Source organism: Streptomyces sp. NPDC016677, assembly GCF_055562815.1.
Map to the genome: position 1 here is coordinate 43,479 of NZ_JBVHEO010000010.1, position 20,461 is coordinate 63,939.

Genomic DNA, 20,461 nt, shown 5'->3' on the forward strand with positions numbered 1-20,461 from the left:
GCTATGAGTTCGCGTTCGTGTCCGCGTTCGTGTCCGCGTTCGGAACGCTCAGTTCGTCCCGCAGCTGCCGGGCCAGCAGCCGCAGGGTCGGGTGGTCGAACACGAAGCTGGGCGGCAGCCGCAGCGCCGTGTGCCGGGCCAGGCGGTCGCGGAGTTCCACCGCCGTCAGGGAGTCCAGGCCGATCTCGGTGAACACCACGTCCGGGTCGAGGCCGGTGGCCGCCGTGGACGCCGTGTGCCCGAGGACCTGCCCCGCCTCCCGTAGCACCAGGTCGAGCAGTACGGCCTCCCGCTCCTCCGCGTCCAGACCGGCCAGTCGCGCGGACACCGGTTCCTCCTCGGCGGCGACCGCCGGCGTCCGTCGTGCCGGCGGCACCAGGGTCCGCATCGGCGGGGCGACGGGTCCGGTGGCGGCCTGGGCGCGCAGGGCGGCGAGGTCCAGTTTCATCGGCACCACCACGGGCAGGCCGCTGCGCAGCGCGGCGTCGAAGAGCCGCATTCCCTCGGCGGGTGCCAGCGCGGCGACGCCGCCCCGTGTCGTCCGGTGCCGCTCGGGCCGCTCGGTGGCCGCGAGCCGCCCGGTCATACCGGTCCCGGCGGCCTGTTCCCACATGCCCCACGCCAGCGACACGGCGGGCAGGCCCGCGGCGCGGCGCCGGTGCGCGAGCGCGTCGAGGTAGGCGTTGGCGGCGGCGTAGTTGCCCTGCCCCGGGTTGCCCAGGACACCGGCGGCGGAGGAGAACAGGACGAACGCGGCGAGTCCGCAGTCCCGGGTCAGCTCGTCCAGGTGGCGCGCGCCGTCGGCCTTGGCCCGCAGCACCGTGTCGAGCCGCTCCGGCGTCAGGGCGGTCAGCACCCCGTCGTCCAGCACACCCGCCGCGTGCACTACGGCGGTCAGCGGCGCGTCGGCGGGTATCTCGCCCAGCAGCGCCGCCACGGCGTCCCGATCCGCGACGTCGCACGCCGTGACGCGTACCCGGGCTCCCGCCGCCGCCAGTTCCGCCGCGAGTCCGGCGGCACCGGGGGCCTTCTCCCCGCGCCGCCCGGCCAGCACCAGACTCCGCACCCCGTGCACCGCCACCAGGTGCCGGGCCACGACCGCGCCGAGGGCACCGGTGCCGCCGGTGACGAGGACGGTGCCGTCGCCCAGACCGGCGTCCGGCACGCCATCCGCCGCCGCTCGTACGAGCCGCCGGGTGAACCACCGCCCGTCACGCAGGGCCAACTGCGGCTCGTCGGCGGCAGGAAGCTGAGCGAGCGCCCCGGTGCCCCAGTCGGTGTCGATGTCGGTATCTGTGTCGGCGTCGGTGTCGGTGTCGGTGTCGGTGTCGAGGAGGAGGACACGCCCCGGGTTCTCCGCCTGCGCGGAGGCCATCAGACCCCACACCGCGGACGTTGCCGGGTCGGCCGGCTCGCCCTCCCGGACGGCGACGGCGCCCCGCGTCACCACGACCAGCCGGCTGGACAGCAGCGACGGCTCGGCCAGCCACGCCCGCGCCACCCGCAACGCCCGTCCGGTCACCTCCCGCACATCGGCTGCCGCGTCGCGGAGGTCCAGCAGCAGAGTGTCCGGTGTCTCGGGCGCGGCGGACAGCCGGTGCACGTCGCCGGCGTCGGCCACCGGCACCGGGCGCAGGGCCCGGGACTCGCCCCGTGCCGGCACCTCGGCCCAGGCGACGCGGAACATCCGGTCCGCCGTGTCCGCAGTCCCGGTGAGCTGACCGGGGTCGACCGGCCGGGACACCACCGACCCGAGCGACGCGATCGGGGCACCGGTACTGTCGGCCAGTTCGAGGGTCATGGTGTGCGTGCCGTTCAGGGTCACCCGGACCCGCAACGCCGAGGCGCCGGACGCGTGCAGCGTCACGTCACGGTAGGCGAAGGGCAGTACCAGCTGTGGCTCGGACTCGTCACGCTCGTGGAAGGCCAGGGTGTGCATGGCGGCGTCGAGGAGCGCGGGGTGCAGCCCGAACGCCGCCGCCAGGTCACGGTGCTCGTCCGCGAGGGCCACTTCCGCGTACACGGCGCCGTCACCGCGCCAGGCCGCCCGCAGCCCCTGGAACACGGGCCCGTACCGGTACCCGGCCTGCTCCAGACCGTCGTACAGCCCCTCGACGTCCGCCGGGTCCACGGCCACCGCGCCGGCCGGCGGCCAGACCGTCAGGCCGGTCATCGACGCGGCCGTGGCCGCGACTGTGTCCGTGTCGTCCGCAGGCCGCAGCGTGCCGGAGGCGTGCCGCGTCCACGGCGTTCCCAGCCCGGCGTCCTCGGTACGGGAGTGGACGCGCACGGCGCGACGGCCGGTACCGTCGTCAGCCGCGACGCTGACACGCACCTGCGCGGCGGCGCCCTCCGCGAGGACCAGGGGAGCCTCCATCACCAGTTCCTCGACGGCCCCGCAGCCGACCTCGTCACCGGCGCGCAACGCCAGCTCCACGAAGGCCGCACCGGGCAGCAGTACCGCCCCGGCCGCGACGTGGTCGGCCAGCCACGGGTGCGTGGCGAGCGACAGGCGCGAGGTGAACAGCACCTCACCCGACTCCGGTACTTCGACCACCGCGCCCAGCAGCGGATGCCCGAGGCCGTCCACCCCGGCGGCCGACACCTCACCGGGGGCACCGGGGCCGCCCTCGCCGGTCAGCCAGTAGTGCGCGCGCTGGAAGGCGTAGGTCGGCAGTTCGGGCATGAGCGGGGGACGGGCCGTGGTGCCGTGGAGGGCGCCGAGGTCGACGGGGACGCCGGTGATGTGGAGGTGGGCGAGGGCGGAGGTGAGGGTGCGGGTTTCGTCGCCGTCGCGGCGCAGTGCGGGGATGAGGGTGGTGTCGCTGTCGGGGTCCAGGTTCTCGCGGGCCAGGGCGGTGAGGGTGCTGTCGGGGCCGAGTTCGAGGTAGGTGGTGACGCCGTGTGCGGCGAGGGCTTGGATGCCGTCGGCGAAGCGAACGGTTGTGCGTATGTGGTGGACCCAGTAGTCGGGGGCGCACAGGGTCTCGGGGTCGGCGAGTTGTCCGGTGGTGTTGGAGAGGAGGGGGAGGGTGGGGCTGTTGAAGGTCAGTCCTTCCAGTACGCGTCGAAATTCATCCAGCATCGGTTCCATGCGGGCGGAGTGGAAGGCGTGGGAGACGGTGAGGCGTCGGGTGCGTACGCCTTGTGCGGCGAGTTCCTGTGCGATTTCCAGTACGGGGTCTTCGTCGCCGGAGAGGACGACGGAGGTGGGGCCGTTGACTGCCGCGATGTCCACACCCGGCCATGCGGGGACGTCCTGTTCGGCCGCGGCGACGGCGATCATGGCGCCGCCTTCGGGCAGTGCTTGCATCAGGCGTCCGCGAGCGGTGACCAGGGTCGCCGCGTCCCGCAGGGACAGTACGCCTGCTATGTGTGCGGCGGTGACTTCGCCGATGGAGTGTCCGCCGACGGCGTCCGGTGTGATGCCCCAGGATGTCATGAGCCGGTAGAGGGCGACTTCCAGGGCGAACAGTGCCGCCTGTGTGTACCTGGTCTGGTTGAGGCGGTCGGGGTCGTCACCGAAGACGACGTCGCGTGTCTCATCGCCGAGGGCGGCGCATGCCTCGTCGAATGCTTCACGGTACACGGGAAACGCTTCGTACAACTCACGTCCCATTCCGAGCCGTTGGGAGCCCTGGCCGGTGAAGAGCACAGCCAGCCGTCCGCGTGTCGCGGTGCCCGTCACGACGCCGGGCGCTGTCTCGCCTCGTGCCAGCGCGTCCAGACCTGTCAGTGCCTCGTCGCGGCCGCCGGCCAGGATCACCGCGCGGTCCGGCAGCGCGGCCCGGCCCAGGGCCAGCGCGGCGCCCAGCTCGGGCAGGTCCAGTTCGGGTTGCCGCACGAGGAAGGACAGCAGTCGCTGTGCCTGCGCGCGCAGGGCCGTCGCGCCGCGGCCGGACAGCGGCAGGGGTACGGGAACGTCCTTCGGCCAGGTCGATGTCGTGTCGACGGCAGCGGGCTCCGCCTGTTCGAGGATGATGTGGGCGTTGGTGCCGCTGACGCCGAACGCGGAGACGCCGGCGCGGCGCGGCCGTTCGACCTCGGGCCAGGGCTGCTGTTCCGTCAGCAGGTCCACCGCGCCGGCCGACCAGTCGACCTGCGGGGTGGGGGCGTCGATGTGCAGGGTGCGCGGCAGGATTCCGTGCTGGAGGGCCAGTACCGTCTTGATGACGCCCGCGACCCCTGCGGCGGCCTGGGCGTGTCCGATGTTGGACTTCAACGATCCGAGCAGCAGCGGGCGTTCGCGGTCCTGGCCGTAGGTGGCCAGCAGGGCCTGGGCCTCGATGGGGTCGCCCAGTGCCGTACCCGTCCCGTGTGCCTCGACCGCGTCCACGTCACCCGGCTTCAGCCCCGCCTCCGCCAACGCCCGCCGGATCACCCGCTGTTGGGAGGGACCGTTGGGAGCGGTCAGGCCATTGGAGGCGCCGTCCTGGTTGACGGCCGAGCCACGCACCACCGCCAACACCTGGTGGCCGTTGCGCCGGGCGTCCGAGAGCCGTTCCAGTGCCAGCACGCCCACGCCCTCGGCCCATCCCGTGCCGTCGGCAGACGCCGCGAAGGACTTGCAGCGGCCGTCGACCGACATGCCGCGTTGCCGCGAGAAGGCTATGAAGATGCCGGGCGTCGGCATCACCGTGACACCACCGGCCAGCGCGATCGAGCACTCTCCCGCCCGCAGGGCCTGGCTGGCCAGGTGCAGTGCCACGAGAGAGGAGGAGCAGGCGGTGTCCACGGCGACCGACGGGCCCTCGAAGCCGAGCGCGTACGACACCCGGCCCGACAGCACACTGGCCGAGGCACCGAGACCGAGCATGCCCTCCAGCTCTGCGGGCACGGGTTCCACCCCTGACCCGTAGTTGTGGTAGGTCACGCCGGAGAAGACACCGACGTCCGTGCCGCGCAGGGCGGTGGGGTCCAGACCGGCCCGTTCCAGCGCCTCCCACGACGTCTCCAGCATGAGCCGCTGCTGCGGGTCCGTGGCCAGGGCCTCGCGGGGCGAAATGCCGAAGAACCCCGCGTCGAACTCACCCGCGTCGTGCAGGAAGCCGCCTTGCTCGGCGTAGCTGGTGCCGGTGTGGTCCGGGTCGGGGTGGAAGAGGGAGTCCAGGTCCCAGCCTCGGTCCGTCGGGAAGCCACTGACGCCGTCACGGCCGTCGAGTACGAGGTCCCACAGCTCCTCGGGCGTGGTCACGCCACCCGGCAGCCGGCACGCCATGCCGACGATTGCTATCGGCTCGTCCGTCGTCGCCGAGGCGGCCGTCGGCACCGCGGTCGCGGGGGCCGGCAGGTCGTCGACCAGCTCTTCCAGCAGGAAGGCGGTGAGGGCCTGTGGTGTCGGGTAGTCGAAGAGGAGCGTGGTCGGCAGGGTACGGCCGGTGAGGGCGTTGAGACGGTTGCGCAGTTGGACGGCGGTGGCCGAGTCGAAGCCGATCTGGTTGAACACCATGTCCGGTTCGATGTCGTCCGCCGAGGAGAACCCCAGGACGGCCGCGGTCTCCCGGCGGATGGTGGCCAGCAGGATGCGTTCCTGTTCCGGTGCGGACTGTCCGGCGAGGCCGGCGGTGAGGACGCCGGTGTCCGACGGCGGTTCCGCGAGGCCCGGCAACTGGTCGGTCACTGAACCGACGGTGTCGGTGGCTGCGGTGCTTCTGAGCCAGTAGTGCTGGTGTTGGAAGGGGTAGGTGGGGAGATTCCAGGCGGCGCCTCGGCCGAGGTGGGTGGTCCAGTTGATGGGGAGGCCGCGGGTCCATGCGTGGCCGAGGGAGGTGAGGAGTTGTCGGGTGTCGCCGTGTTCTCGGCGGAGGGTGCCGGTGATGAGGACGGGTCCCGATTCGGTGTGTTCGGCTGTGGCTTCGATGCTTGGGGTGAGGACGGGGTGTGGGCTGATTTCGATGTAGGTGGTGAAGCCTTGGGTGAGGAGGTGGTGGATGGCGGGAGCGAAGCGGACGGTGTTGCGGAGGTTGCGGTACCAGTAGGTGGCGTCGAGGTGGGTGGTGTCGAGCCAGTCGGCTGTGACGGTGGAGTAGAAGGGGGTGTGTGAGGGGGTGGGGGTGATGTCGGCGAGGATCTCGGTGAGGTGTTCTTGGATGGTTTCGACGTGGGTGGTGTGTGAGGCGTAGTCGACGTCGATGGTGCGGGCGCGGATGCCGGCTTGGTTGCAGGTGGTGGCGAGTTCGGTGAGGGCTTGTGGTTCGCCTGCGACGACGACGGAGGCTGGTCCGTTGAGGGCGGCTGTCTGGATGCGGTGGCCGTAGGGGGCGGTGAGTTCCTGGGCTTGGGGCGGGGTGAGGGCGAGGGACATCATGGCGCCGTGGCCGGAGAGGTGGGCGGCGATGGCCTGGCTGCGGCGGACGACGATGGTGGTGGCGTCCGTGAGGGTGAGTGCGCCGGCGATGTGGGCTGCCGCGATTTCGCCCTGGGAGTGTCCTATGACTGCTGAGGGCTTGACGCCTGTGGCCTCCCATATGCGGGCGAGGCCGATCATGACGGCGAAGGAGACGGGCTGGATGATGTCGACGCGGTCGAGGGGGAGGTGTCCGTGGATGGTGTCGAGGAGGGACCAGCCGGTCAGTTCGTCCATGATCGCCGCGCATTCGTTCAGTGCTTGGGCGAAGACGGGGGAGGTGTCGGCGAGTTCGGCGCCCATGCCCTGCCACTGGGTGCCCTGACCGGGGAAGACGAACGCCACCCTTCCTTGTACGTCCACCCGGCCGCCGCTGGTGCCTTCGGCCACGGCTTCGAGCCCGGCCAGTGCTTCGGCCCGGTCGCCGGCCACCACCACCGCACGGTCCGGCAGTGCCGCGCGGCCGTTCATCAGTCCCGCGGCGATCGCATCCAGACCCAGCTCAGGACGTGTCCGTACGAACTCGGCCAACTGCCGTGCCTGCGCCCGCAGTCCCGCTCCGCCACGCCCCGACACCAACAGCGGCACCACACCTCCCGGCCCGTGTACTGCGACCGGTTCCTCCGCCACTCCCTCCAGGATCACGTGGGCGTTGGTGCCGCTGACGCCGAAGCCCGACACCCCCGCCCGCCTGGGGCGTCCCGTCTCCGGCCACTCCTGTTCCTCGGTGAGCAGTTCCACCGCGCCCGCCGACCAGTCCACCTGGGACGACGGCGCATCCACGTGCAACGTTCGCGGCAGGAGGCCGTGCCGCATCGCCATGACCATCTTGATGATGCCGGCCACTCCGGCGGCGGCCTGCGCGTGCCCGATGTTCGACTTCAGCGAGCCGAGCCACAGAGGCTGTTCGCGATTCTGACCGTACGTGGCCAGCAGGGCCTGTGCCTCGATCGGGTCGCCCAGTGCTGTGCCGGTGCCGTGTGCTTCCACCGCGTCGATGTCGGCCGGGGTCAGGCCCGCGCCGGCCAGTGCCTGGCGGATGACGCGTTGCTGAGAGGGGCCGTTGGGGGCGGTGAGGCCGTTGGAGGCGCCGTCCTGGTTGACGGCGCTGCCGCGCACCACCGCCAGTACCCGGTGCCCCAGCCGTTCCGCGTCCGACAGGCGCTCCACCAGCAGCACGCCCGCGCCCTCGGAGAAGCCGGTGCCGTCCGCCGACGCGGCGAACGCCTTGCACCGGCCGTCGGCCGACAGGCCCCGCTGCCGGGAGAAGCCGACGAAGATGCCGGGGTTGGCCATGACGGTGACGCCGCCGGCCAGTGCCATCGAGCACTCCCCGGCCCGCAGCGCCTGGACGGCCAGGTGCAGGGCGACCAGCGACGACGAGCACGCCGTGTCCACCGCGACCGACGGGCCCTCGAAGCCGAGCACGTAGGAGACGCGGCCGGACAGGACGCTGGCCGAGGTGCCCGTGCCCATGACCGCCTCGAGTTCTTCGGGGACGCGGGCTCCGGAGCCGTAACTGTGGTAGGTGACGCCGGTGAAGACGCCGACGTCCGTGCCACGCAGCGCGGTCGGGTCGATGCCGGCGCGTTCGAAGACCTCCCAGGAGGTCTCCAGCATGAGCCGTTGCTGCGGGTCCATGGCGAGGGCCTCGCGCGGGGAGATGCCGAAGAAGGCCGCGTCGAAGTCGCCCGCGTCGTGGAGGAAGCCGCCCTGGCGGACGTAGCTGGTGCCGGGGTGGTCAGGGTCCGGGTCGAAGAGGTGGTCCAGGTCCCAGCCACGGTCCGTCGGGAAGTCACCGATGGCGTCGCCGCCGGTGGCGACGAGGTTCCACAGCTCCTCCGGGGAGGTCACGCCGCCCGGCAGACGGCAGGCCATGCCGACGATCGCGACGGGTTCCGACAGCCCTCGGCGGATGTCGGCGTTCTCCCGTTCCAGCCGCTCGTTCTCCATGAGCGTGACACGCAGCGCTTCGACGACCTTCGCGTCGGGAGTGGTCATCCCGGCCTCCGCCTTCTTCCCCATCGTCATCACTTACCGGCCTTGCTCATGGCGCGTTGCACCAGGTCGTCGACGCCCATGTCGGCTATCGCCGTCTCCCGCTCCTGCGCCGGGAGTTCCTCCGCGTCCGCTCCCCCCGCCGCTTCCCCTTCCTCGGTGAGCGTCATGAGGGCGTCGAGGACGCCCAGTTCCCGCAGGCGGCTCAGCGGTGTCCTGGCCAGGACACGGCGCAGGTTCTCCTCGCTGTCCGGCGCGGCGGGAGCGGGGGTCTCGTCCAAGCCGAGTGTCGCGCGCAGGTGGCGCATGAGGGCGACGGGTGTCGGATAGTCGAAAACGAGGGTGGTCGGCAGCCGGACCCCGGTGTGGTTGGCGAGCCGGTTGCGCAGTTCGACCGCCGTGAGAGAGTCGAAGCCCAGCTCGTTGAAGGCCAGGTCGGGGCCGATGGCGTGGGCGGTGGCGTGGCCCAGTACCCGGGCGGCCTCCTCCCGGACCAGGCCGAGCAGGAGCTGTTCCTGTTCCTCGGCGGGGGCACGGCTGAGGCGCTGGGTGAAGGCACCGGCGTCGGCGGCCGTGCCCGCCGTGCGCCGGGTCTGCCGGACCAGACCGCGCAGCAGCGGCGGCACCGGCCCCGTGGCGGCCTGCGCCCGCAGCGCGCCGAAGTCCAGTTTCATCGGCAGCAGCACCGGCTGGGGCAGGCGCAGCGCGGTGTCGAACAGTGCCGCGCCCTCGTCCTCCGAGAGCCCGATGACTCCGCCACGTGCCATCCGCTGCTGGTCGGCGCCGGTGAGGTGACCGGTCAGGCCGGTCCCCGCGCCCTGCGACCACAGGCCCCAGGCCAGCGAGACGGCGGGGAGGCCTTGGGCTCGGCGCTGGTGGGCGAGGGCGTCCAGACAGGCGTTGGCGGCGACGTAGCCGCCCTGTCCGGAACTGCCGAGGGTGCCGGCGGCCGAGGAGAACAGGACGAACAGTGCCAGGTCCATGTGCCGGGTCAGTTCGTGCAGGTGGTGTGCGGCGTCGGCCTTGGAGGCGAGGACGGTGTCCAGTCGTTCGGCGGTCAGGGCGGTGAGTACGCCGTCGTCCAGGGCGCCGGCGCTGTGCACCACACCGTTCAGCGGGGCGTCCGGGGAGACGGTCGACAGCAGCGCGGCCACGGCGTCCCGGTCGGACACGTCGCAGGCGGCGATGCGGACCCTCGCCCCGAGGGCGGTCAGTTCGCGTTCCAGCTCGGCGGCGCCGTCGGCCCGGGGGCCGCTGCGGCTGGTCAGCAGCAGGTTGCGTACGCCGTGCTCGGTCACCAGGCGGCGGGCCGCCACCTTGCCGAGTGCTCCGGTACCGCCGGTGACCAGGACGGTGCCCCGCGGGTCGGGCCGGCGCGGCAGCGTGAACACGTTCTTGCCGATGTGCCGGCCCTGGCTCATGAACCGGAAGGCGGCCGGAGCGTGCCGGATGTCCCAGACGGTGAGCGGCGGCGGGGTCAGCACGCCCTGGTCGAAGAGGGCGACCAGCTCGGTCAGCATCCGCTCGATGCGTTCGCCGCCCGCGTCGGCCAGGTCGAAGGCCCGGTAGGTGACGCCCGGATGCCGGGCGCCGACCTCGGTGGCGTCGCGAATGTCGGTCTTGCCCATTTCGATGAACCGGCCGCCCCTGGGCAGCAGGCGCAGCGAGGCGTCCACGAAGTCACCGGCGAGCGCGTCCAGGACGACGTCGAAGCCCCGTCCGCCGGTCAGGTCGAGGAACTGCCGCTCGAAGTCCAGGGTGCGGGAGTTGGCGAGCCGCCCGTCGGGTACGCCGGCGGCGCGCGCCGCGTCCCACTTGGCCGGACTGGCGGTGCCGTAGACCTCGGCGCCCCAGTGCCGGGCGAGCTGCACGGCGGCCATGCCGACACCACCGGCGGCGGCGTGGATCAGCACCGACTCGCCGCGCTCCAGCCCCGCCAGGTCCCGTAGTCCGAACCAGGCGGTGAGGTACACGCAGGGTACCGAGGCCGCCTGTTCGAAGGTCCAGCCCTTCGGCATGGGCGCGAGTGTGCGGCAGTCGGCCACGGACACGGGGCCGCCCGCGCCCTCGAAGAGGCCCATGACCCGGTCGCCCGGGGCGAAGCGGGTGACGCCGGGACCGACCTCCGTGACCACACCGGCGCCTTCGTTGCCGATGCTGATCTCACCCGGGTACATGCCCAGCGCCATCAGTACGTCACGGAAGTTGAGGCCCGCGGCGCGCGTCTCGATCCGGACGTGTCCGGGAGGCAGTGCCGCCCGTGCCTCCGGCGCCGGCAGGAGGGCCAGGCCGTCCAGCGTGCCCGGGGCCCGCGTGCCCAGCTCCCACGCGGGCTCACCCGCCGGTGCCGTCAGGACTTCGTCGGCGCCGGCCCGGGTGAGACGCCGCTGGTGGCAGACTCCGTCCCGCAGGGCGAGCTGTGGTTCGTCACCGTCGAGCAGGGCGGCCAGGAGAGTGGGGAGCGTGTCGGCGGAGGCCGCCGTGGCGTCCGTGTCGAGGAGCAGGACGCGGCCGGGGTGCTCCGACTGCGCTGTGGCCACGAGGCCCCACGCCGCGGCCACCGCCGGGTTCAGCCGGTCACCGTCCCGCACGCTCACGGCACCCCTGGTCAGCACCACCAGGCGGGTCTGTTCCAGTGCGGGTGCGCCGAGCCACGCCTGGAGCACCTCCAGGGTGCGGTGGGTGACGTGGTGCACGTCGGTGCCCTCGGGTTCGTACAGCAGGACCGCCGTCGGCCCGGTCACCCGCGTCACGTCCTCCACGGTCCGCACGGAGACCGTCTCCACGGGGGCGGCGGGAGCGACCCGCAGCTCCTCCCAGCCCACGAGGAACATCTGCTCCAGCGGCGTCTGTCCGCCGGCGGCGGACAGCCCGCCCGTCGGCACCGGCCGCGACACCAGTGACTCGATCACCGCGACCGGCGCGCCGTTCGGGTCGGCCAGCCGGACACCCACCCCGTCCTTTCCGGAAGGCGTGATCCGTACCCGCAGTGCCGACGCGCCGGAAGCGTGCAGCGACACCCCTCGGTAGGCGAAGGGCAGCGCGGGGCCCGCGTCGCCGCCGGTGCGGTCGCGGAAGGCGGTGGCGTGCAGGGCCGCGTCGAGCAGCGCGGGGTGCAGGCCGAACGCGGCGGCCTCGGCGGCCAGTTCCTCGGGCAGGGCGACCTCCGCGTAGATCTCGTCGCCCCGCGTCCACGCCGCGCGCAGGCCGCGGAAAGCGGGACCGTACCCGTATCCGTCCGCCGCCAACTCCTCGTAGACACCGCGCACCCGGTCCTCCGGGACCGGTACCGCCCCGACGGGCGGCCACCGTGTCAGGTCCTGTGCGTCCGGCTCGACACTGCCGCCGGCCGGGTCGCTCGCCGGGCTCAGCGTGCCACTGACGTGCCGCACCCAGGCCGCCTCCTGGCGACGCGAGTGCACCGACACCTGACGCCGCCCGGACCCGTCCGGCGCGTCCACGGTCACCCGCACCTGTACGCCCTCGTGTTCGGGGAGCGGCAGCGGCGCCTCCACCACCAGTTCCTCGACGGCACCGCAGCCGACCTCGTCCCCGGCGCGCACCGCCAGCTCCACGAACGCCGCCCCCGGCAACAGCACCGTCCCCGCCGCCGCGTGGTCCGCCAGCCACGGATGCGTACGCAGCGACAGCCGCGAGGTGAACAGCAGACCGCCGGACCCCGGCAGCTCCGTCACCGCACCCAGCAGCGGGTGCCCGGCCTGCGCCAGTCCCAACGCCGCGGCGTCAGCCGTGCCACCGCCTCGGCCCAGCCAATACCGCTGGTGTTGGAAGGGGTAGGTGGGGAGGTTGGAGGCGGTGTGTGGGGGTGTTTGGGTGAGGTGGGTGGTCCAGTTGATGGGGAGGCCGCGGGTCCATGCGTGGCCGAGGGAGGTGAGGAGTTGTCGGGTGTTGCCGTGTTCTCGGCGGAGGGTGCCGGTGATGAGGAGGGGTTCTGGTTGGGTGTGTTGTTCGGCTGTGGCTTCGATGCTGGTGGTGAGGACGGGGTGGGGGCTGATTTCGATGTAGGTGGTGAAGCCTTGGGTGAGGAGGTGGTGGATGGCGGGAGTGAATTGGACGGTGTTGCGGAGGTTGCGGTACCAGTAGGTGGCGTCGAGGTGGGTGGTGTCGAGCCAGTCGGCTGTGACGGTGGAGTAGAAGGGGGTGTGGGAGGTGGTGGGGGTGATGTGGGCGAGGGCGTGTGCGAGTTCGTCTTTGATGGTTTCGACGTGGGTGGTGTGTGAGGCGTAGTCGACGTCGATGGTGCGGGCGCGGATGCCGGCTGTGTTGCAGGTGGTGGCGAGTTCGGTGAGGGCTTGTGGTTCGCCTGCGACGACGACGGAGGCTGGTCCGTTGAGGGCGGCTGTCTGGATGCGGTGGCCGTAGGGGGCGGTGAGTTCTTGGGCTTGGGGTGGGGTGAGGGCGAGGGACATCATGGCGCCGTGGCCGGAGAGGTGGGCGGCGATGGCCTGGCTGCGGCGGACGACGATGGTGGTGGCGTCCGTGAGGGTGAGTGCGCCGGCGATGTGGGCTGCCGCGATTTCCCCCTGGCTGTGTCCTATGACTGCTGATGGTTTGATGCCTGCGGTTTCCCATATGCGGGCGAGGCCGATCATGACGGCGAAGGAGACGGGCTGGATGATGTCGACGCGGTCGAGGGGGAGGTGTCCGTGGATGGTGTCGAGGAGGGACCAGCCGGTCAGTTCGTCCATGACCGCCGCGCATTCGTTCAGTGCTTGGGCGAAGACGGGGGAGGTGTCGGCGAGTTCGGCGCCCATGCCCTGCCACTGGGTGCCCTGGCCGGGGAAGACGAACGCCACCCTTCCTTGTACGTCCGCCCGGTTGCTTCCGGTGCCGTCGGCTATGGCTTCGAGTCCGGCGAGTGCTTCGGCCCGGTCGCCGGCCACCACGACCGCACGGTCCGGCAGTCCGGCGCGTGTGTGGGCCAGGAGTCCGGCCAGCCGGTTCAGGTCCATGTCGGGCTGGCGTTGCAGGAAGTCGGCGAGTTGTCGTGCCTGGGCGCGGGTGCCCTGGTCGTCGGCCCCGGAGATCAGCAGGGGGAGAGGGCCGTCGGAGGGCGGGACGGGGGTGTGGGGCGGTTCGGGGACGTGTTCGAGGATCACGTGGGCGTTGGTCCCGCTGACGCCGAACCCCGACACCCCCGCCCGCCTAGGGTGTCCTGTCTCGGGCCAGTCTCGTTCCTCGGTGAGCAGTTCCACCGCGCCCGCCGACCAGTCCACCTGAGGGCTGGGGGTGTCGACGTGCAGAGTGCGGGGCAGGACGCCGTGCCGCATCGCCATGACCATCTTGATGACGCCGGCCACGCCGGCGGCCGCCTGCGCATGCCCGATGTTCGACTTCAGCGAACCGAGCCACAGGGGCTTCTCGCGGCCCTGCCCGTACGTCGCCATCAGGGCCTGCACCTCGATCGGATCGCCGAGTCGGGTGCCGGTGCCGTGGCCTTCGACCGCGTCGATGTCCGAGGGAGCGAGGTGGGCGGCGTTCAGGGCGTCGTGGATGACGCGTTGCTGGGACGGTCCGTTGGGGGCGGTGAGGCCATTGGAGGCGCCGTCCTGGTTGACGGCGCTGCCGCGCACCACCGCCAGTACCCGGTGCCCCAGCCGTTCCGCGTCCGACAGGCGCTCCAGGACCAGTACGCCCACGCCCTCCGCCCAGCCCGTGCCGTCCGCCGCCGCGCCGTACGCCTTGCAACGGCCGTCCTCGGCCATGCCGCGCTGCCGGGAGAATCCGACGAAGACGCTGGGCGTCGACATGACGGTGGCGCCGCCCGCCAGGGCCATGGAACACTCGCCCGACCGGAGGGCCTGGGCCGCCAGGTGCAGGCACACCAGCGAGGACGAGCACGCCGTGTCCACCGTCACCGCAGGGCCCTCGAAGCCGAGCGCGTACGACACCCGGCCGGTGAGCACGCTCGCCGAACTGCCCGTCATCAGGTAGCCCTCGACGCCGTCGGGAACCGCGTCGACACCGGTGGCGTAATCCTGGTTGAGGGTGCCGAAGTAGACGCCGACGTTCTCGCCGCGCAGGACGGTCGGGTCGATGCCGGCCCGTTCGAACGCCTCCCAGGACGTTTCCAGGAGCAGCCGCTGCTGCGGGTCCATGGCGAGGGCCTCGCGCGGGGAGATGCCGAAGAAACCCGCGTCGAAGTCGCCCGCGTCGCGCAGGAAACCGCCCTCGCGGACGTAACTGGTGCCGGGGTGGTCGGGGTCGGGGTCGAAGAGGTGGTCCAGGTCCCAGCCCCGGTCCTCGGGGAAGGCGCCGACGGCGTCGCCACCGGCCGCCACCAGGTTCCACAGGTCCTCGGGTGACGTCACGCCGCCCGGCAGCCTGCAGGCCATGCCGACGATGGCGACGGGTTCCGTGCGCGCGGCCTCGATCTGGTTGAGCCGCTGCCGGGTCTCGTGCAGGTCGGCGGTCACCCGCTTGAGATACCGGACCAGTTTCTCGTCATTGTCCACCGGGGGTCACCTTCCTCTTCACTCGTGGGCGCGGTCGGGGTCCGAGGGGTCGACGATCCCGAACTCCTCGTCGATGAAGGCCAGGACGTCGTCGACCGACGCTGTGTCGAGCGTCGTCTGGACGCTGTCGGTGCCGCCGGCCGGTCCGGGGGCGACCGTGCTGAGCCGGGCCGCCAGCACCCGGAGCCGGGCGGCGGCGACGGTGTCCTTGGCCCGGTCGGCCGGGCGGGCCGCCACCAGGTCCTCCAGCCGTGCCAGCTCGCTCAGCAGCGGGTCCTCCGCGGTGCCTGTGTCCAGCAGGGTGTTCAGGTGGTCGGCGAGAGCCACGGGTGTCGGGAAGTCGAAGGCGAAGGTGGCGGGGAGGCGCAGCCCGGTGCGGGCGAGGAGCCGGTCGCGCAGTTCGATCACCGTGAGCGAGTCGAAGCCGACGTCGGTGAAGGCCGCCCCGTGGCCGATGCGGCCGGCGGAGGTGTGACCAAGGACGTGGGCCGCTTCCTGCCGGACCAGATCGAGGAGGATCGCCTGCCGGTCGGCGGCGCCCACGCCGGCCAGCCGGGTGCTGAGCGCGTCCGCTCCGTCGGCCGATGCCCGCCCGGCCCGCTGCCGCCCGCGCCGGGGCCGGGGGACCAGACCGCGCAGCAGCGGGGGAACCGGTCCGCCGGCGGCCTGCGCACGCAGGGCGCCCACGTCCAGCTTCATGGGGAGCAGCACCGGTGTGCCGCCGCGCAGCGCGGCGTCGAACAGCTCCATGCCCTCGGCCGCCGACAGGGGTGTCATGCCGTCGCGGGCGAGCCTGCGGTGGTCGGTGGCGTCGAGTCCGGCCGTCATGCCGCCGTCCTGGGCCCACATGCCCCAGCCGAGGGAGAGCGCCGGGAGTCCTCGGGCGGCGCGGTGCTGTGCCAGGGCGTCCAGGTAGGCGTTGGCGGCGGCGTAGTTGCCCTGCCCCGAGCTGCCGAAGGTGCCGGCCGCGGAGGAGAAGAGGACGAAGGCGGAGAGATCCAAGCCGGCGGTCAGCTCGTGGAGGTGGCGGGCGCCGTCCGCCTTCGGGCGCAGCACCGTGTCCATACGGTCCGGTGCCAGCGCCGTCAGTACGCCGTCGTCCAGTACGCCGGCCGTGTGCACCACCGCCGTCAGCGGCGCGTCGGCCGGTACCCCGGCCAGCAGGCCGGCCACGGCCTCCCGGTCCCCGACGTCGCAGGCGAGCACGTGGACGCGAGCCCCGGCCGCCTCCAGTTCCGCCGCCAGGCCGGCCGCGCCGGGCGCCCCGGGTCCGCTCCTGCTGGCCAGGACGAGGCTGCGCGCCCCGTGCGTACGCACCAGGTGCCGGGCCACCACCGCGCCGAGCGACCCCGTGCCGCCCGTGACGAGCACCGTACCGTCGCCGATCGGCGTGCCGCCCGTCACGGGTGCCGCACCCGGAGCCTCGGCGCGCACGAGCCGGCGCAGGAAGCACCGTCCCTCGCGGATCGCGGCCTGTGTCTCGTCGGCGGCGAACAGGGCGGGTACGAGCGTGCTCAGTGCCGTGCGCGAGGACGGCGCGTCGTCGATGTCGACGAGGGCGACGCGTCCGGCGTTCTCCGACTGCGCGGTCCCGGCCAGACCCCACAGGGCGCCGAGCGCGGGGTCGACGTCCTCTCCCGGTGCCACGGCCACCGCGCCTGTGGTGATCACGGCCAGCCGTGTGCTGTCCAGGGCCGGTTCGGCCGACCACGCCTGGACGACGGCCAGCAGGCGGCCGGTCAGGTCGCGCAGGGCGCCGGGTTCCGTCAGCTCGACCGTCAGCGTGCCGGTGGGGCCGCCGCCGCGGGCGGCCAGTGCGCGGACGTCCGCCGCCGTGCCGACCGGCACCGTCACGGACTCCGTGTCGTGGCCCGGGGCGGACGGCGCCGCCGACGTGGTCTCCTCCCAGTCCGGGCGCAGCAGGTGTTCGGCGGCCCGGCCGCCGGCGAACCGCGCGGGCTCGACCGGGCGGGACACCATCGAGCCCACGGACGCGACAGGGGCGCCGGCCTGGTCGGCCAGGTGCAGGGTCATGCTGTCCCCGCCGGTCGGAACCACCCGTACCCGCACGGCCGTGGCACCCGTGGCGTGCAGGGTGACGTCGCGCCACACGTAGGGCAGTGTCGTGTGCGCGCCGGTACGGTCGGCGCGGTGCTGGAAGTCGGCCGCGTGCAGGGCGGCGTCGAGGAGCGCCGGGTGCAGTCCGAAGGCCGCAGCCCGGTCCTCGTGGTCGTCGGGCAGGGCCACCTCGGCGTACACCGCGCCGTCCGCGCGCCAGGCGGCCCGCACCCCCTGGAACACCGGCCCGTAGCGGTACCCGGCCTGCTCCAGACCGTCGTACAGTGCCGCCACCTCCGCCGGGTCCACGGCGACGGCGCCCGCCGGCGGCCACACCGACAGGTCCACCGCCTCCGGCGTCGTACGCGGCGTCGTGCCCGGTGTCGTCTCCGGCGCGGATACCGGACGCAGCGTCCCGGAGACGTGGCGGACCCAGGCGGCGCCCGCGTCCTCGGCCCGCGAGTGCATCCGTACCGTGCGCCGGCCGTCCTCCCCGGCCGCCCCCACGCTCACCCGCAGCCGTACCCCGGTGCCCTCGGCCAGCGGCAGCGGTGTCTCCATGACCAGTTCCTCGACCGCGCCGCAGCCGACCTCGTCACCGGCGCGCAACGCCAGCTCCACGAAGGCAGCACCGGGCAGCAGTACCGCCCCGGCCGCGACGTGGTCGGCCAGCCACGGGTGGGCGGCCAGGGACAGCCGGGACGTGAACAGCACCTCCTCCGACTCCGGCACCTCCACCACCGCGCCCAGCAGCGGGTGACCCGATTCCTCCAAGCCCGCGGCCGTCACGTCGCCGGCCGCCGCGCCGTCCGCCGTCAGCCAGTAGGTCTCCCGCTGGAACCGGTAGGTCGGCAGGTCGACCGGGCCGGCGTCCGTCCGGCCCAGCAGCGCGGACCGGTCGACCGATACACCCCGGGTGTGGCAGACGGCCAGTGCCGTGAGGACGGCGCGCACCTCGTCGCCCTCGCGGCGCAGCGCGGGCACGAACACCGCCTGGCCCTCCGCACCGGAGTCGAGGCAGTCGCGGCCCATCGCGGACAGGGTGCCATCGGGGCCGAGTTCCAGATACGTGGTCACGCCGTATGAGGCCAGTGCCTGGATGCCGTCGGCGAAGCGTACGGTCGCGCGTGCGTGGTGGGTCCAGTAGGCGGGGGTGCGCAGTGTTTCGGGGTCGGCGAGTTGTCCGGTGGTGTTGGAGAGGAGGGGGAGGGTGGGGGTGTGGAAGGTCAGTCCTTCCAGTACGCGTTGGAATTCCTCCAGCATGGGTTCCATGCGGGCGGAGTGGAAGGCGTGGGAGACGGTGAGGCGTCGGGTGCGGATGCCTTGTGCGGCGAGTTCTTGTGCTGCTTTGAGTACGGGTTCTTCGTCGCCGGAGAGGACGGTGGAGGTGGGGCTGTTGACTGCCGCGATGTCCACACCCGGTGATGTGGGGATGTCGTGTTCGGGGGCGGCGACGGCGATCATGGCGCCGCCTTCGGGGAGTGCTTGCATCAGGCGTCCGCGGGTGGTGACCAGGGTTGCGGCGTCTTGCAGGGAGAGGAGGCCTGCTATGTGTGCGGCGGTGATGTCGCCGATGGAGTGTCCGCCGACGATGTCGGGTGTGATGCCCCAGGAGGTGATGAGCCGGTAGAGGGCGACTTCTACGGCGAAGAGTGCGGCCTGGGTGTACCTGGTCTGGTTGAGGCGGTCCGGGTTGTCGTCGAAGACGATGTCGCGTATGTCGTCGCCGAGGGCCGCGCACGCCTCGTCGAACGCCTCGCGGTATGCGGGGAACGCTTCGTACAGTTCACGTCCCATGCCGGCCCGTTGGGAGCCCTGCCCGGTGAAGAGCACAGCCAGTCGTCCGCGTGTCGTCGTGCCCGTCACGACGCCGGGTGCTGTTTCGCCTCGTGCCACCGCCTCCAGGCCCGCCAGCGCCTCGTCCCGGTCGCCGGCCAGGATCACCGCGCGGTCCGGCAGCGCGGCCCGGCCCAGGGCCAGCGCGGCGCCCAGCTCGGGCAGGTCCACCTCCGCGTGTGCCCCGGCGTGGTCCCGTACCAGCCGTGCCTGCGCCCGCAGGGCTGCCGTGCCGTGTCCGGAGAGGAGCAACGGCATCACTGGGAGGGCCGCCGGGCCGGGTGTCCGGGCCGGCTCCCGTTCCGGGGCCTGTTCCAGGATGACGTGGGCGTTGGTGCCGCTGACACCGAAGCCGGAGACGCCCGCCCGGCGCGGACGGTCCGCCTGCGGCCACTCCCGCTCCTCCGTCAGCAGTTCCACCGCGCCGGCCGACCAGTCGACCTGCGGGGTGGGGGCGTCGACGTGCAGGGTGCGCGGCAGGATTCCGTGCTGGAGGGCCAGTACCGTCTTGATGACGCCCGCGACGCCCGCGGCACCCTGGGTGTGCCCGATGTTCGACTTCAGCGAGCCCAGCCACAGCGGCCGGTCCGCGGGGCGGCCCTGTCCGTAGGTGGCCAGCAGGGCCTGCGCCTCGATGGGGTCGCCGAGGGCCGTGCCCGTGCCGTGTGCCTCGACCGCGTCGACGTCGGACGCGGTGAGGCGGGCGTCGGCCAGAGCCTGGCGGATGACGCGCTGCTGGGAAGGACCGTTGGGAGCGGTGAGGCCGTTGGAGGCGCCGTCCTGGTTGACCGCGCTGCCGCGCAGCACCGCCAGCACCCGGTGGCCCAGGCGCTGGGCGTCCGACAGCCGTTCGAGGAGCAGGACGCCCGCGCCCTCGGCGAAGATCGTCCCGTCCGCGGCGGCGGCGAACGCCTTGCAGCGGGCGTCGGCGGCGAGGCCGCGCTGCCGGGAGAAGCCGATGTAGGCGCGGGGGGTGCCGAGGACGGTGACACCCGCGGCGAGGGCCATGGAACAGTCACCCGCGCGCAGGGCCCGCGCCGCGAGGTGGAGGGCCACCAGGGAAGCTGAGCAGGCGGTGTCGACGGTGACGGCGGGACCCTCGAAACCGAAGGTGTAGGAGATCCGGCCGGACAGCACGCTGCCCGCCCCCGAGGTCATCAGATAGCTCTCCAACTCCTCCGGGAGTCCGGTGAGTTCGCTGCCGTAGTCGCTGCCCGCGAAGCCGGCGAAGACCCCGACGTCCGTGCCGCGCCACGCGGTCGGGTCGATGCCCGCGCGTTCGAAGGTCTCCCAGGACAGTTCGAGCAGGACGCGCTGCTGCGGGTCCATGGTGACCGCTTCGCGCGGGGAGATGCCGAAGAAGGCGGCGTCGAAGTCGCCCGCGTCGTGCAGGAAACCGCCCTCGCGGACATAGCTGGTGCCGTGGTGGTCGGGGTCGGAGTGGAAGAGGGAGTCCAGGTCCCAGCCTCGGTCCTCGGGGAAGGGCGTGATGCCGTCGTGGCCGCGGCGCACCAGGTCCCACAGTTCCTCGGGGGAGGTGACGCCGCCCGGGAGGCGGCAGGCCATCGCCACGACGGCGATCGGCTCGGACCGCTCGGCCTCCAGTTCGCGGACCCGCTGCTGGGAACGGCGGGCGTCCGCCAGCACGCGTTTGAGGTAGTCGCGCAGCTTCCCGTCATCTGCCATGAGAGTTCGCTCCTGATGGAAACGCGTCGGAGGTCGGTCGGGCCGGGGCCTGGGCCGAGCG

At 72.7% G+C, this 20,461-nt stretch carries 3 protein-coding genes; all 3 read right to left on the reverse strand.

The window, feature by feature from the left end; all coding sequences use genetic code 11:
* Position 1 precedes the first annotated feature (1 nt).
* The 3 genes from ACZ3IG_RS24750 to ACZ3IG_RS24760 are packed head-to-tail and all read right to left on the reverse strand — an operon-like array spanning position 2 to position 20,361.
* Positions 2-8,380 (reverse strand): type I polyketide synthase, encoded by an 8,379-nt coding sequence (locus ACZ3IG_RS24750; protein ID WP_467434718.1) that lies wholly within the window; start codon positions 8,378-8,380, stop codon positions 2-4.
* Positions 8,377-14,820 carry an SDR family NAD(P)-dependent oxidoreductase gene (locus ACZ3IG_RS24755; RefSeq protein WP_467434719.1) on the reverse strand — a complete coding sequence of 2,148 codons (6,444 nt, stop codon included), beginning with the start codon at positions 14,818-14,820 and terminating at the stop codon, positions 8,377-8,379. Before ACZ3IG_RS24755 ends, ACZ3IG_RS24750 begins: the two co-directional genes overlap by 4 nt.
* An 18-nt stretch (positions 14,821-14,838) precedes the next feature.
* Entirely contained in the window at positions 14,839-20,361 is a 5,523-nt protein-coding gene (locus ACZ3IG_RS24760) for a type I polyketide synthase (RefSeq protein WP_467434931.1), read from the reverse strand.
* Between the last annotated feature and the right edge of the window lie 100 nt (positions 20,362-20,461).